This window comes from Klebsiella sp. CN_Kp104 (genome assembly GCF_040064515.1).
GTDB lineage: Bacteria > Pseudomonadota > Gammaproteobacteria > Enterobacterales > Enterobacteriaceae > Klebsiella > Klebsiella aerogenes.
Genome location: NZ_JBEAII010000006.1, coordinates 14,866 through 29,173 on the forward strand (window position 1 = coordinate 14,866; position 14,308 = coordinate 29,173).

The 14,308-nt window shown below is 55.5% G+C and carries 11 protein-coding genes; 4 read left to right on the plus strand and 7 right to left on the minus strand.

Annotated features, from left to right (window positions below):
• Positions 1-80: 80 nt before the first annotated feature.
• Entirely contained in the window at positions 81-314 is a 234-nt protein-coding gene (locus ABLU80_RS09125; protein WP_015704368.1) for a YgdI/YgdR family lipoprotein, read from the plus strand.
• A gap of 51 nt (positions 315-365) precedes the next feature.
• Here ABLU80_RS09125 and ABLU80_RS09130 read toward each other — a convergent pair whose 3' ends face one another.
• The gene (locus tag ABLU80_RS09130) at positions 366-3,206 is read right to left on the minus strand and encodes an autotransporter outer membrane beta-barrel domain-containing protein (RefSeq protein WP_348849913.1); all 2,841 of its coding nucleotides are present in this window, start codon (positions 3,204-3,206) and stop codon (positions 366-368) included.
• Positions 3,207-3,577: 371 nt separating this feature from the next.
• Here ABLU80_RS09130 and kefF point away from each other — a divergent pair, with 371 nt between their 5' ends.
• From kefF to folA, 3 genes are all read left to right on the plus strand, one after another.
• On the plus strand, positions 3,578-4,111 hold the full coding sequence (gene kefF / locus ABLU80_RS09135; protein ID WP_015704370.1) for a glutathione-regulated potassium-efflux system oxidoreductase KefF: 534 nt from the start codon (positions 3,578-3,580) through the stop codon (positions 4,109-4,111).
• Positions 4,104-5,969, plus strand: a complete 1,866-nt coding sequence (gene kefC / locus ABLU80_RS09140) for a glutathione-regulated potassium-efflux system protein KefC (RefSeq protein ID WP_015368295.1) — start codon at positions 4,104-4,106, stop codon at positions 5,967-5,969. Before kefF ends, kefC begins: the two co-directional genes overlap by 8 nt.
• A 197-nt stretch (positions 5,970-6,166) precedes the next feature.
• Positions 6,167-6,646, plus strand: coding sequence for a type 3 dihydrofolate reductase (folA, locus tag ABLU80_RS09145; RefSeq protein WP_015368294.1), 480 nt, complete (start codon positions 6,167-6,169; stop codon positions 6,644-6,646).
• A gap of 629 nt (positions 6,647-7,275) precedes the next feature.
• Here the strand turns inward: folA and apaH are convergent.
• The 6 genes from apaH to lptD all read right to left on the minus strand — a co-directional run bounded on the left by apaH (position 7,276) and on the right by lptD (position 14,109).
• The gene (gene apaH / locus ABLU80_RS09150; RefSeq protein WP_015368293.1) at positions 7,276-8,124 is read right to left on the minus strand and encodes a bis(5'-nucleosyl)-tetraphosphatase (symmetrical) ApaH; all 849 of its coding nucleotides are present in this window, start codon (positions 8,122-8,124) and stop codon (positions 7,276-7,278) included.
• A 4-nt stretch (positions 8,125-8,128) separates the two neighbouring features.
• Entirely contained in the window at positions 8,129-8,506 is a 378-nt protein-coding gene (gene apaG / locus ABLU80_RS09155; RefSeq protein ID WP_015368292.1) for a Co2+/Mg2+ efflux protein ApaG, read from the minus strand.
• Positions 8,507-8,508: 2 nt separating this feature from the next.
• The gene (gene rsmA / locus ABLU80_RS09160) at positions 8,509-9,330 is read right to left on the minus strand and encodes a 16S rRNA (adenine(1518)-N(6)/adenine(1519)-N(6))-dimethyltransferase RsmA (protein WP_015368291.1); all 822 of its coding nucleotides are present in this window, start codon (positions 9,328-9,330) and stop codon (positions 8,509-8,511) included.
• Complete coding sequence (pdxA, locus tag ABLU80_RS09165; protein ID WP_045363446.1) at positions 9,327-10,307, minus strand: 4-hydroxythreonine-4-phosphate dehydrogenase PdxA; 981 nt, start codon at positions 10,305-10,307, stop codon at positions 9,327-9,329. Before pdxA ends, rsmA begins: the two co-directional genes overlap by 4 nt.
• 112 nt (positions 10,308-10,419) lie before the next feature.
• Entirely contained in the window at positions 10,420-11,706 is a 1,287-nt protein-coding gene (surA, locus tag ABLU80_RS09170; RefSeq protein ID WP_015368289.1) for a peptidylprolyl isomerase SurA, read from the minus strand.
• A gap of 54 nt (positions 11,707-11,760) precedes the next feature.
• Positions 11,761-14,109 (minus strand): LPS assembly protein LptD, encoded by a 2,349-nt coding sequence (lptD, locus tag ABLU80_RS09175; protein ID WP_020079626.1) that lies wholly within the window; start codon positions 14,107-14,109, stop codon positions 11,761-11,763.
• Positions 14,110-14,308 lie beyond the last annotated feature (199 nt).

Sequence of the window (14,308 nt, forward strand, 5' to 3'; positions counted from 1 at the left end):
GCTTTTATCTGCCTGCCGGGTCAGGCTAACTATAGTTAGCACGATAACGATACCAATTGATGAAAAGACAGGAGGATACAATGCGGAACAAAATTCTGGTGGCATCCGCGCTGGCGGCAACGGCGATGGTATTTGTGGCAGGTTGCTCATCAAATCAGTCGCTCAAAACGACAGATGGCAAAACAATTGTGACCAGCGGTAAGCCGCAGGTCGATGATGATACAGGCCTTGTATCCTACAAAAATGCGGAAACCGGTCGCGTGGAGCAGATTAATCGCGACCAGGTGAAGTCAATGGACGAGCTGGATAACTAAAAAAAAAGCAGTGGCTTCGGCCACTGCTTTTTACCTTTCAGGGTATAGCGATTACCAACGGTGATTCAGCAGAATGTGGCCGCCATACGCGGCGTAGCTGTTTTCACCCCATTCGCCGCTGGCGCGCAGCGAGAGAGTGGTGGTCTCGTTCACATTGCCGGTTATGCCCAGCTCTAACTGACCGCGATCGTCCGGCGTATCATTGCTGACTTTTTCGCCATTGAATGCCAGATCGTTTTGACCCGCGCCTTTCAGCCAGTTCACGGCGACATAAGGCTGCCATGCTTTAACATCTTGCTGCTCGAAGTAGCTGCTCTTCACGCCGAGACGGCCAAAGAGGCTGTTGTTGTCGAGGGTTGTCACCCGCACGCCATCCGGGTCGGTATGATTTTCCTGATCGAGATAGCTGTAGATCATCTGCGCCTGAGGTTCAATCTTCCACGTACGCGCATTGTCTGAAGGGATCACCCAGGCATGGCCGACTTCGACAGAGGCGGCAAAACCTTTGCTATCATACTTTTCATTGTTGCGATTGCTGGTGACCGTGTTGTTATACCAGCTGTAGGACGCCCAGGTATCGATGTAGCTGCCCAGACGTAATTTCGGATCTTCCTGCCAGGTCGCGTACAGGCCAACGTTGAAACCGTCGACTTTACCCTGCGCGTCACGCACGTTGTGTTTCGCATCCGAGTCTGTTTTCGCCTGGCCCGCGCCAAACATGCCGCCGGCACGCAGTATCCCTTTGTCCATCGGCTTGCTCATGAAATCACTGCCGACCTGAAGCACGGTGGTAGTGGTGTCATAGCTGACTTTATCGCCGCCGGCATCGTTCTCATGATAGCGGCCCTTAACGTACATCCAGGTGTTCAGATTGTCTTCGTTGCGGAACGTGAGCTGGTCGCGATCGTCACGTTTATGCAGGAACATACTCTGCGCAGCAAGGTAGTTACCCAGATAAGCGCCGACTTCCGGCGCCATCACTTCTGGCGCGGATTGACCGCCATTATCGGTATTGCTGCCGTTATCGCTGTCGCCATCAGTGCCACTGCCGCCATCAGTGCCGCTATCGCTGCCGCTGTCACCATCGTCAGTATCATCCGACGGATCGTCAGACGGGGTCGCTTTGGATTCCAGATACCAGTTGCCGTTGTCGTGTTGATACAGACCGTATTCATAAGCCCCGGCGACAACCGGTTTGGACAAGGTGAGCTGCGCCTCGGAGTTGCCGCCAACGCTGACAATCTCCATACCATTAACGGTTTGTGCGCCCAGCCCGCCGATATTGGCGATGCTGACGCCAGACTGCCCGTAGCTGCTGCCGGTGATGGACAGATGGTCGGTCGGCGCGCTGTCTTCGCCGAGGGTGCTGTTCATTACGATCTGGCTGCCGGCGGAACCGGTATAGTCGCCGTTAATCGTAAAATTGTTGCCAACGCTATTATCGGCGGCGCTGAGTAACAGCGTACCGCTGTTGGTCACATTGCCGTTAATCGTATCGACGCCGGATGTTCTTAGCGTTGCGTTACCTTCAACCGCATTCCACGCCGCGAGGATACCGCCGCTGAGGATATCAATGTTGTTATTCACTTCGCCGGCGCTGGCAAATTGCGCGCCATTTTCGATGGTGATGGTGGCGTCGCTGTCTGCTACACCGAGAGTGGCGCCTTCCGCGACCAGAGTGGTGCCGCTTTTCAGAAGGGTATTACCGGTATAGCGATTGGTGCCGGTTAAGGTCAGGGTATTGGCATCGACTTTTTCCACGTTGCCGCTACCGATGATGCTGGTGGCAAACGTAGAGTCGCTTCCCTGATTGAAGATCACTGTGCCATTGTTGGTCATGCTGCCGGTGAGGGTCGCGGTTTTCTGCCCGTTGCCCAACTGTAGCGTGGCCGCTTCCGCGACCAGCGTGTTGCCGCTATTAGCGACAGCGCCCGCCAGCGTTAACTGACCGCTATTAACCTGGAGGGAATCGCCGCTGCCGATGATGTCCAGGTTGCCGGTGAGCGTCCAGGCCTCGCCGTTCATTTTCACGGAGGCAAAACCGTCGCCATCATGAAGGCCGACAAAATTGCTGTCTTCCGTACCAGAGCCCACCAGCGAGAGTGTGTTACCTGTAGAGCCCGTGGAGATGACATCGCCGATGAGGGAAGAGCCGGTATTGAGCACCAGGCTGTTATGTTTGCTGCTGGCAAACATGACGGCCGTACCGCCGCCGCCGAGTAAACCGCTGTTGATAATATCGGCTTTCGCGCTATCAACGACGTTGATCCCGTTTTGGCTGCCCTGCACGGTGCCGCTGTTGCTAATTTTGCTGTTGCCGTCGCTTAACGCCACACCATCACCAGCGGTACCAGTGATGGCGCCGCTGTTATCTAACCCGACGCCAATTTGCGAACTCAGGCCGTTTTTGCCGGTGATCACGCCGGTATCGGTATTGGTGATACTAATTGCCGATGACTCTTCGCTAACGAAAATACCGTTGTTGGAGCCAGTAATGATTCCACTATTATTAATCGCACCCGCCATTGATTGCACGTTAACGGCATTATCAGTTGCAGATGAAATAATTGCATTTTCATTATTATTTATTTCAACGGATTGTCCTTCGATATTAATATCCAGACCGATCCCCGTTCCTGCAATATTGCCTTCATTAGTGATTTTTTTGACGTTCATTCCGCTAACGGATACCGCCGGGGTGCTCTCTGCGGAAGAGATGGTGACGTCTCTATTGATGACGTACTCCGCGTCGACGGAGAAGTCTTGCGGCTCTGAGGTTGACTGATCAATCGTGGCAGCGCTAACGACTATTGGCGTTAACATTAATAAGGCGGGAAATATCCTTGCCAGCGTTTTGGTTGTTCTGTTTAGTTCAAAGTGTTTATTGCTCATGTACACATCCATTTGAGTAAATAGCGGTCCGGGATATCGCTATAAATTAGTGTTTATATTTAGTGTAAAGAATGGGCTCAAAACGAAGAGCGTAAAATTATTGGATTTACTTTCTATGGTGTATAGGGTTATTTATTAAATAATGCTTTAAGGTTCCCTTAAAATATATGACGATTGTATTATTGATAATTATTAATTCGTAGAGTGGATTATTTTCGGTATCAACGCGTGTTTTGCTTACCAACATGTCACTACGGCAGGAAAACTTGGCAATCGCTGTGATTGACTTTTCTCTCGCTATTCCCCCCTTTCAGTGAGCGAGTTAACTGTCTACACTCACTGCTACAAGAATACAAAAGACAGGCCTATTCATGATTCTGATAATTTACTCGCATCCTTATCCGCATCACTCGCATGCGAATAAACGGATGCTTGAGCAAGCAGGGACGCTTGATGGCGTAGAGATACGCTCCCTCTATGAGCTATATCCCGACTTCAATATCGATATCGCTGCCGAGCAGGCGGCGCTGGCGCGCGCCGATCTGGTTATCTGGCAGCATCCAATGCAGTGGTACAGCGTACCGCCGCTGCTAAAACTGTGGATGGATAAAGTGCTGTCTCACGGCTGGGCGTACGGCCACAATGGTATTGCGTTGCATGGTAAATCGCTGATGTGGGCGGTTACTACCGGCGGCGGCGAAAGCCATTTCGATATTGGTTCATTCCCCGGCTTTGACGTGCTGGCGCAGCCTCTGCAGGCGACGGCGCTGTACTGTGGCATGAAATGGCTGCCGCCGTTTGCCATGCACTGTACCTTTATCTGCGATGACGAAACGCTGCAGGCGCAGGCCCGTCATTATCGTCAACGCTTAATCGAATGGCAGGAGGCGCATAACAATGGATAGCCATACGCTAATACAGGCGCTGATCTACCTCGGCTCCGCTGCGCTTATCGTGCCGATCGCCGTGCGTCTGGGGCTGGGGTCGGTACTGGGGTATTTGATCGCCGGCTGCGTTATCGGCCCGTGGGGGCTGCGCTTGGTCACTGACGCTGAGGCGATTCTGCATTTCGCCGAAATCGGCGTCGTACTGATGCTGTTTGTCATCGGTCTTGAGCTGGATCCGCAGCGCTTATGGAAGCTGCGCGCCTCGGTATTTGGCGGCGGCGCGCTGCAAATGGTGGTGTGCGGCGCGTTTATCGGGCTGTTCTGCATGCTGCTTGGATTGCGCTGGCAGGTTGCGGAGCTCATCGGGATGACGCTGGCGCTGTCGTCGACGGCGATTGCGATGCAGGCGATGAATGAACGTAACCTGACGGTGACGCAACTGGGGCGTAGCGCTTTTGCCGTGCTGTTGTTCCAGGATATCGCTGCTATTCCTTTGGTTGCGATGATCCCGTTGCTGGCGGCCAGCGGCGGCTCAACGACCCTGGCCGCGTTTGCGCTGTCGGCGTTGAAAGTCGCCGGCGCGCTGGCGCTGGTGGTGCTGTTAGGGCGCTATCTGACCCGGCCGGTGCTGCGCTTCGTTGCCCGTTCCGGCCTGCGCGAAGTATTCAGCGCCGTGGCCTTGTTCCTGGTGTTCGGCTTCGGATTGCTGCTGGAAGAAGTGGGACTGTCGATGGCGATGGGCGCGTTTCTTGCCGGGGTGCTTCTGGCAAGTTCGGAATACCGACATGCGCTGGAAAGCGATATCGAACCGTTTAAAGGGTTGCTGTTGGGGCTGTTCTTTATCGGCGTCGGCATGTCTATTGACTTTGGTACCCTCGTCACCCATCCGCTACGTATCCTGATCCTGCTGGTGGGTTTCCTGGCGATCAAGGCCCTGATGCTGTGGCTGATTGCTAAACCGCTGGGCGTACCGCGCGCGCAGCGCCGCTGGTTTGCCGTGCTGCTGGGGCAGGGGAGTGAGTTCGCTTTCGTGGTCTTCGGCGCCGCGCAGATGGCCGATGTGCTGGATAGTGAATGGGCGAAGGCGCTGACGCTGGCGGTGGCGTTATCCATGGCGGCAACGCCCATCCTGCTGGTGCTGCTGACGCGGATGGAGAAATCCGCCAGCGGCCAGGAGCGCGAAGCGGACGAGATTGACGAAGAGCAGCCGCGAGTGATTATCGCCGGTTTTGGCCGCTATGGGCAGATTGCCGGGCGCGTGCTGCTTTCCAGTGGCGTGAAAATGGTTATCCTCGATCACGATCCGGATCACGTTGATACCCTGCGCAAGTTCGATATGAAGGTGTTTTACGGTGATGCCACGCGAGTGGATCTGCTGGAATCGGCAGGAGCGGCAAAGGCAGAAGTGCTGATTAACGCCATCGACGACCCGCAGGCCAGCCTGCAACTGGTGGAGCTGGCGAAAGAGCACTTCCCGCATCTGCAGATCATTTCGCGTGCCCGCGATGTCGATCACTACATTCAGCTGCGCCAGGCCGGGGTGGAAGCGCCGGAGCGTGAGACCTTCGAATCGGCGCTGAAAAGCGGCCGCATGACGCTGGAAGCCCTGGGCCTTGGCGCTTATGAGGCCCGCGAGCGCGCCGATCTGTTCCGTCGTTTCAACCAACAGATGGTAGAAGAGATGGTGGCGATGGCGGAAAATGATGCCGCCTCGCGGGTGGCGGTGTTTAAACGGACCAGCGATATGCTTACCGGCATTATCAACGAGGACCGTAATCATCTGTCGCTGGTGCAGCGTCACGGCTGGCAAGGCACTGAAGAAGGACGGCACACCGGAGACGTTCGCGATGAGCCGGAGAATAAGCCTTCAACCTGAGGTGGTAAGCAAATGTTGCGTTAACTTTACAGCTAACATTTTGTTTTCAATTTAGTTCCTGATCTGGCGGCTCATAAGGGTTACGTGGGCTCGCCAGCAAATCTAAAAATTTTCATGTTCTTTACTCTTCGTTCAGTCGACGAAGTATTACGCTTTCCGTATAGTGGCGGCAATTTTTTGCATTCGGGAAATTTTCAATGATTAGTCTGATTGCGGCGTTAGCTGTAGATCGCGTAATTGGCATGGAGAACGCTATGCCATGGGACTTGCCTGCCGATCTCGCCTGGTTTAAACGTAATACCTTAAACAAGCCGGTGGTTATGGGGCGTTTGACCTGGGAATCCATCGGTCGCCCGTTGCCAGGACGTAAAAATATCGTTATCAGCAGCAAGCCGGGCAGCGACGATCGCGTGCAGTGGGTGAAGTCTGTTGATGAAGCGATTGCCGCCTGCGGCGACGCGGAAGAGATTATGGTGATCGGCGGTGGCCGCGTTTACGAGCAGTTCCTGCCAAAAGCGCACAAACTCTACCTGACCCATATTGATGCGGAAGTGGAAGGGGATACCCATTTCCCGGATTACGATCCGGACGAATGGGAATCGGTATTCAGCGAGTTCCACGATGCCGATGCGCAAAACTCCCATAGCTACTGCTTCGAGATCCTCGAGCGCCGTTAAGCGAAATCGCATGGATTAAAAACCCCGGTCGCGTCAGGCGTGGCCGGGGTTTTGTTTTATCAGGAATATCCCGGCGACCATCCGGTACAGGCCGTAGGTCGGGTAAGGCGTAGCCGCCACCCGGTAAACAAACGGCGCCGTGGGTAGATACTGTTATCAGTTTGCAATGGTTTCGCTCCTGGAAAAGCGGTTGTTCTGTGCTGTTTCCGAACATATTGCGCTCCCAATATTTCTTCTGCGTTATGTCTCTCATGGCGCAGGGAGCGCACAGAGGGCGGCCAGTCGCCGCCGCCCTCTGTACTCCCGGGCTCTGGCCGCCAAAATCGCCACTTCGTGGTGCCTTCGACTTATCCCTGCAGGCTTCGGGTCGGGCCGAGGCAGCGTCCTTGCAAATCACGGCCCTCAGCCCGCATCCATGCGGGCTGCCCCGGCCTGCCGGGAACGTCTCAGCGATTTTGAGGCCACCAACACCGGCAGTTTCAGTAGCCATGGGGAGAGAGGTAGAGTTGAGAGCTTCAGCTCACAACGGTACAGGCCGTAGGTCGGGTAAGGCGTAGCCGCCACCCGACAAAAAAACGGCGCCGCGGGTAGCCCGGATAAGGCGCAGCGCGCCACTATCCGGGATCGACTCAGGAGGCGACCGCTTCGCCCTCGTCGAGGCTTTTCTGGCGGTTGGAACGCTGGGTGAAATACGTTTTATCTTCCCAGCGCAGGCAGGTCAGATCGCCCCCCCAGCAGCAGCCGGTATCCAGCGCGTAGATCCCTTCCGGCGTACCGCGGCCTTCCAACGACGCCCAGTGGCCAAAGGCGATACTGTACTCGCGAGCGACAGGGCCCGGAATGGCAAACCATGGCTTCAGCGGGGCGGGCGCGTCTTCCGGCGCCTCTTTGCTGTACATATCCAACTGGCCGTTCGGGAAGCAATAGCGCATGCGGGTGAAGGCGTTGGTGATAAAGCGCAGGCGCGCCAGGCCGCTGAGCTCATTGCTCCAGTGGTTCGGCATATCACCGTACATCGCGTCGAGGAAGAACGGATAGGAGTCGCTGGCCAGCACGGCTTCGACATCGCGCGCGCACTGTTTGGCGGTTTCCAGATCCCACTGTGGCGTGATGCCGGCATGAGCCATCACCAGCTTTTTCTCTTCGTCCACCTGCATCAACGGCTGGCGACGAAGCCAGTTAAGGAGTTCGTCAGCGTCGGGCGCTTCCAGCAGCGGCGTCAGGCGGTCTTTGGGTTTGTTGCGGCTGATGCCGGCAAATACCGCCAGCAGGTGCAGGTCATGGTTGCCCAATACGATGCGTACGCTATCGCCGAGCGTTTTCACAAACCGCAGCACTTCCAGAGAGCCGGGGCCGCGTGCGACCAGATCGCCAGTGAGCCACAGTGTGTCCGTATCAGGGTTAAACTCCACCTGCTCCAGCAATGCGATCAGTTCATCGTAGCAACCATGAACGTCGCCAATAAGGTATGTAGCCATTGTTTTAATGTATAAGCGTTGGAACTGCGAGACGGAAGACAGGGATCTCGATATTGAACGGCACGCCGTTGCTATCAATCATCTCATAGTGACCCTGCATGGTGCCCAGCGGCGTTTCGATAACCGCGCCGCTGGTATATTGATACTCTTCGCCGGCAGGGATGTGCGGCTGTTCGCCGACCACCCCTTCACCCTGGACTTCCGTCTCGCGACCGTGTCCATTGGTGATAAGCCAGTAGCGGCCGAGAAGCTGAACCTGACTCCGCCCCAGGTTGCGAATGGTGACGGTGTAAGCGAAGACGTAGCGCTCTTCTTCCGGAGAAGATTGCGATTCGATATAGACGCTTTGCACCTGGACGCAAACACGAGGCGAATTAATCATGGTTAGCTCTCCTTCGAAGGCAGATTGTTGGATAACCAGTTGGCCATCTTACAGTACTGCTCTACAGAAATATTTTCCGCACGTACCGCCGGGTCGACGCCCAGCTCCGTCAGCACTTCAACGCTAAACAGATTGCCGAGACTATTACGAATGGTCTTACGGCGCTGGTTGAAGGCTTCAGTTGTGATACGGCTCAGCACGCGGACATCCTTCACCGGGTACGGCATGGTGCGGTGCGGCACCAGACGCACGACGGCAGAATCCACTTTTGGCGGCGGCGTAAAGGCGGTCGGCGGAACTTCAAGTACCGGGATCACCTGGCAGTAGTACTGCGCCATTACGCTTAAACGACCATACGCTTTACTGTTCGGCCCGGCAACCAGACGATTAACCACTTCCTTCTGCAGCATAAAATGCATATCGGCAATGGCATCAGTATAGCTGAAGAGGTGGAACATCAGCGGCGTTGAGATGTTGTACGGCAGGTTGCCGAAGACGCGCAGCGGTTGGCCCATTTTCTCCGACAGTTCGCCGAAATTCATGGTCATCGCATCCTGCTGGTAAATGGTCAGCTTAGGTCCGAGGAACGGATGCGTCTGTAGGCGGGCCGCCAGATCGCGGTCCAGCTCGATAACGGTTAATTGATCGAGGCGTTCGCCGACCGGTTCGGTCAGCGCGGCGAGACCTGGGCCGATTTCGACCATCGCCTGGCCTTTCTGTGGATTGATGGCCGAGACAATGCTGTCGATCACGAACTGATCGTTGAGAAAGTTTTGCCCGAAGCGTTTACGGGCTAAATGGCCCTGATGGACTCGATTATTCATTGGGTATTAACAATCATTTTGATGGCGAGATTAAGCGCCGTGATAAAACTGCCGACGTCCGCTTTTCCCTGTCCGGCTAATTCCAGCGCGGTACCGTGGTCAACGGAGGTACGAATAAAAGGTAAACCGAGCGTAATATTCACGCCACGGCCAAAGCCCTGGTATTTTAGCACGGGCAGGCCCTGATCGTGGTACATCGCGAGTACCGCATCGGCATTATCGAGATATTTTGGCTGAAAAAGGGTATCCGCAGGCAATGGACCGCTAAGATTCATGCCCTTCGCCCGCATCTCTTCCAGCACCGGAATGATGGTATCGATCTCTTCCGTCCCCATGTGGCCACCTTCGCCGGCGTGGGGATTCAGGCCGCAAACCAGCACGTGCGGTTGAGCGATACCAAATTTATGCCGCAGATCGGCATCCAGGATGGTAATCACTTCGCGCAGCAGCTCCGGCGTAATCGCCTCGCTTATTGCCTTCAGCGGAAGATGGGTCGTGGCCAGCGCGACCCGCAGCTCTTCGGTCGCCAGCATCATGACCACTTTACTGGCGTGAGCGCGCTCTTCGAAGAACTCGGTATGACCGGTAAAGGAGATGCCGGCGTCGTTGATGTTGCCTTTGTGCACCGGCCCGGTAATCAGCGCCGCGAATTCGCCATTAAGGCAGCCATCGCAGGCGCGCGCCAGCGTTTCCACCACATAACTGCCATTCTCGACATCGAGCACGCCCGGCTGCACCGGCGCGTTGAGGGGGACGGAAAGCAGCGTGAGCGTTCCTGCCCGCTGCGGCTGCGGAGGGCGCGTTGGATCGTAGGGGAGGAGCGATAAAGGAAGACCGAGCTGGCAGGCTCGGTCAGTTAACAGGGCGCCATCGGCGCAAATAACCAGTTCAACCGGCCAGTCGCGCTGCGCAAGCTCGGCGACAAGGTCGGGACCAATCCCTGCGGGTTCGCCGGGAGTGATAACAACACGTTGCATAGAAACGTTCCTTCGGGCTCGTTATTGCCCGGCTACGCAGTCAACCCCAGCGTTTGCTGGGGTGACCGGTCTACCCTCCGGCACGTCTTAACGTGGCGCAGAGGGCTGAACTTTAGTTGCTCAGAATTTTGACGTAAGCGCTGGCGCGCTGTTCCTGCATCCAGGTTGCCGCTTCTTCAGAGAATTTGCGGTTCATCAGCATGCGGTAAGCGCGGTCTTTCTGCGCGGCGTCGGTTCTGTCGACGTTGCGGGTATCCATCAGTTGGATCAGGTGCCAGCCGAAGGAGGAGTGAACCGGACCGCTAGTCTGGCCTTTGTTGAGGCGCATCAGCGCATCGCGGAACGCAGGATCGAAGATATCCGGCGTTGCCCAGCCTAAGTCGCCGCCCTGGTTGGCGGAGCCCGGGTCCTGAGAAAACTCTTTCGCTGCTTTATCGAAAGTCGTTTTACCGCTCTTAATGTCTGCCGCAATCTGCTCCAGCTTCGCCTGGGCCTGGGCGTCATTCATGATCGGCGACGGCTTCAGCAGGATGTGACGGGCATGAACTTCGGTGACGGAGATATTCTGGCTGCCGCCGCGCATATCGTTCACTTTCAGGATGTGGAAGCCGACGCCGGAACGAATCGGACCGACAACATCGCCTTTCTTCGCGGTGCTCAGCGCCTGCGCGAAGATGCCCGGCAGCTCCTGAATACGGCCCCAACCCATCTGGCCGCCTTTCAGCGCCTGCTGGTCAGCGGAATAGGTGATAGCCAGTTTGCCGAAGTTAGCGCCGCTACGGGCCTGTTCAACGACGGACTTCGCCTGTTCTTCCGCAGCCGCAACCTGATCGGAGGTCGGGTTTTCCGGCAGCGCGATCAGGATGTGGCTCAGGTTCAGCTCGGTGCTGGCATCGTTCTGATCGCCAATCTGCTTGGCCAGCGCTTCAACTTCCTGCGGCAGCACGGTGATGCGGCGGCGCACTTCGTTGTTACGCACTTCCGAAATCAGCATCTCTTTACGGATCTGGTTACGGTAGGTGTTGTAGTTGATGCCTTCATAGGCCAGACGGCTACGCATCTGATCCATCGACATGTTGTTCTGTTTGGCGATGTTAGCGATGGCCTGATCAAGCTGATCGTCGCTGACTTTTACGCCCATTTTCTGCCCCATTTGCAGAACGATCTGGTCCATGATCAATCTTTCGAGGATCTGATGACGCAGGGTGGCGTCATCCGGCAGCTGCTGTCCCGCCTGACCAGCGTTGAGCTTCACCGACTGCATCAGACCATCGACGTCGCTTTCCAGAACAACGCCATTATTGACGACAGCCGCTACTTTATCGACCACCTGCGGGGCGGCGAAACTGGTATTCGCGATCATGGCGATACCGAGAAGCAGCGTTTTCCAGTTCTTCATACTTTTTCCATTTCAATTAACCGCAAATGCGGATTACGTTTTAAACCAGACGCCTTACAGGGAGCTCTGGTACGGCAAAATGTTCGAGCGCAGCATCTGCTGGGTGCCAAGACCGTAGTTGGAGCTCAGACCACGCAGTTCGATGTTGATACCGAAGGTGTTATCGTATTTGCTCTCGCCGCCGTTGCTGTTGTTATCCCAGCCGTTGAGCTTACGTTCGTAGCCAAGGCGGATAGCGTAGCAGCAAGAGTTGTACTGCACCCCTAACATCTGGTTAGCCGCTTTTTTGGTATTGGTATCGAAGTAGTATGCGCCGACCACAGACCAACGATCGACAATCGGCCAGCTGGCGGTCATACCTACCTGAGAAATACCCTCTTTGTACTGCTGAGCGGTGGAATACGAAGGCAGCGTCGCCTGAATATATTCCGGACTCGCATAACGGTAGTTCAGTTGCACTAAGCGGTTTTCGTCGCGGCGGTATTCAATGGTTCCGTTGCCGGTTGCGACGTTATCCAGACGCGTATCATACTGGATCCCCCCGCGTAAACCCCAGTCATCGGAGATGCGCCAGTAAGTGTCGCCGGCCCACACCAGTGAACCCGTGGTGTCGTTATTCTCCCAGTTGATGTTGTCCGCACCGGTCCGAGACTCGGTGAAATAGTAGATTTGACCAACGGAAATATTAAAACGTTCAACGGCCGCGTCATCATATACGCGAGATGTGAGACCGGTGGTGACCTGGTTTGCCGAGGCAATACGGTCCAGACCGCTGTAGGAGCGGTCGCGGAACAGGCCGCTATAGTCGGACTGCAGCAGGGTCGAGTCGTAGACGCCGATGTGGCTCTGGTCGCGATACGGGATATACAGGTACTGCATGCGCGGTTCCAGGGTTTGGGTATAACCCTCCTGCATATCGCGCTCGAAGACCAATTTGCCGTCAATTTTGAACTCTGGCATCACGCGGTTAACGGAATCTTTGTAATCGGTACCGTTGGCCGCGTTGTACTTATCGAGATTGCTCTGCTGGTAATGCGTCGCCAGCAGCTTCGCCTCGGTGTTGATGCTTCCCCAGCCGTTAGACAGCGGCAGGTTGATCGTCGGCTCCATGTGCAGACGCGTTGCTTCCGGCATATCACCGTTGGTGTTGACGAAGTGCACCGCCTGCGCATACAGATGGGTGTCGAACGGGCCAACGTCATTCTGATAGGCGTTAACATCCAGCTGCGGTTCGGCGCCGTAGGAGTTGCTTGAGCTACGGTCGAAGACCTGGAACTGCTTGGTCGACACGGTGGCGTCAAAATGCTGGTTAACGTAACCGGCGCTGAATTTCTGCGTCGCGTAGCCGTCGGTACTGGAACCGTACTTGGAGCTGAAGTCGTTAAAATAATCCGGATCGCTGACTTTGGTGTAGTCGGCGTTCAGACGCCAGACCTGATCGATAACCGCGTTGTGGTTCCAGTAGAACATCCAGCGGCGGCTGTTGCTGTCGTTAGGATGATCGTCTTCGTACACTTTATCAGACGGCAGATAATCGAATTCAAATAAACCTGCGCCCGCCTGGGTCAGATAGCGGAATTCGTTTTCCCACATCACGCCGCCGCGTTTATTCATGTAGTGCGGCGTAATCGTGGCGTCGAAATTCGGTGCGATATTCCAGTAATAAGGCAGCGAGAACTCAACGCCATTTTTAGTACTGTATTTGGCGTTAGGGATCAGGAAACCGGAACGGCGCTTATCGCCGACAGGAAGCTGCAGATACGGGCTATAAAAAATAGGGACGGAACCAAGCTTAAAGCGCGCGTTCCAGATTTCGGCAACCTGCTCTTCGCGGTCATGGATAACTTCGCTGCCGACGACGCTCCAGGTATCAGAGCCCGGCAGACAGGAGGTGAAGCTGCCGTTTTCAAGTATGGTATAGCGGTTTTCGCCGCGTTGTTTCATCAGGTCGGCGGTACCGCGCCCCTGACGGCCAACCATCTGATAGTCGCCTTTCCAGACGTTGGTATCCTTGGTATTCAGGTTCGACCACGCCTTTGGTCCCTTCAGAATGACCTGGTTGTCGTCGTAATGAACGTTGCCAAGCGCATCAACGGTACGCACCGGCTGCGGTTGTCCCGCCGGCTGCTGCTGATGCAACTGCACCTCGTCGGCCTGCAGGCGACTATTCCCCTGATTAATATCAACGTTGCCGGTAAATACGGCATTATCAGGGTAGTTGCCTTTCGCATGATCGGCGTTAATCGTCACCGGCTGATCGTTAGGCTTCCCTTCAACGAGAGGGCGATTATAGCTTGGCACGCCAAGCATACATTGCGTGGCGAGATCGGCGGCCATGCCCTGTTGGCTATACAAGGCGCTGGCGATCATGGTGGCCAGGAGGCTGGGGATACGTTTTTTCATACGTTTTATTTGTTGTTCCGTCATCTTGTGGCAGCGGCTTGCAAACGGTCAGAGCCTAACGTACTCATCTTAATCGCGCTAGTCTTAATCCGCTCGTTTCGTTTCTGAGCGTTAGGCACCGTGTAGAATGGCGAGTATGATAAAGCAAATTATAGGCGATGTCCCACATGACCGTGGCGTCAACGCTTGGTAACGTGCG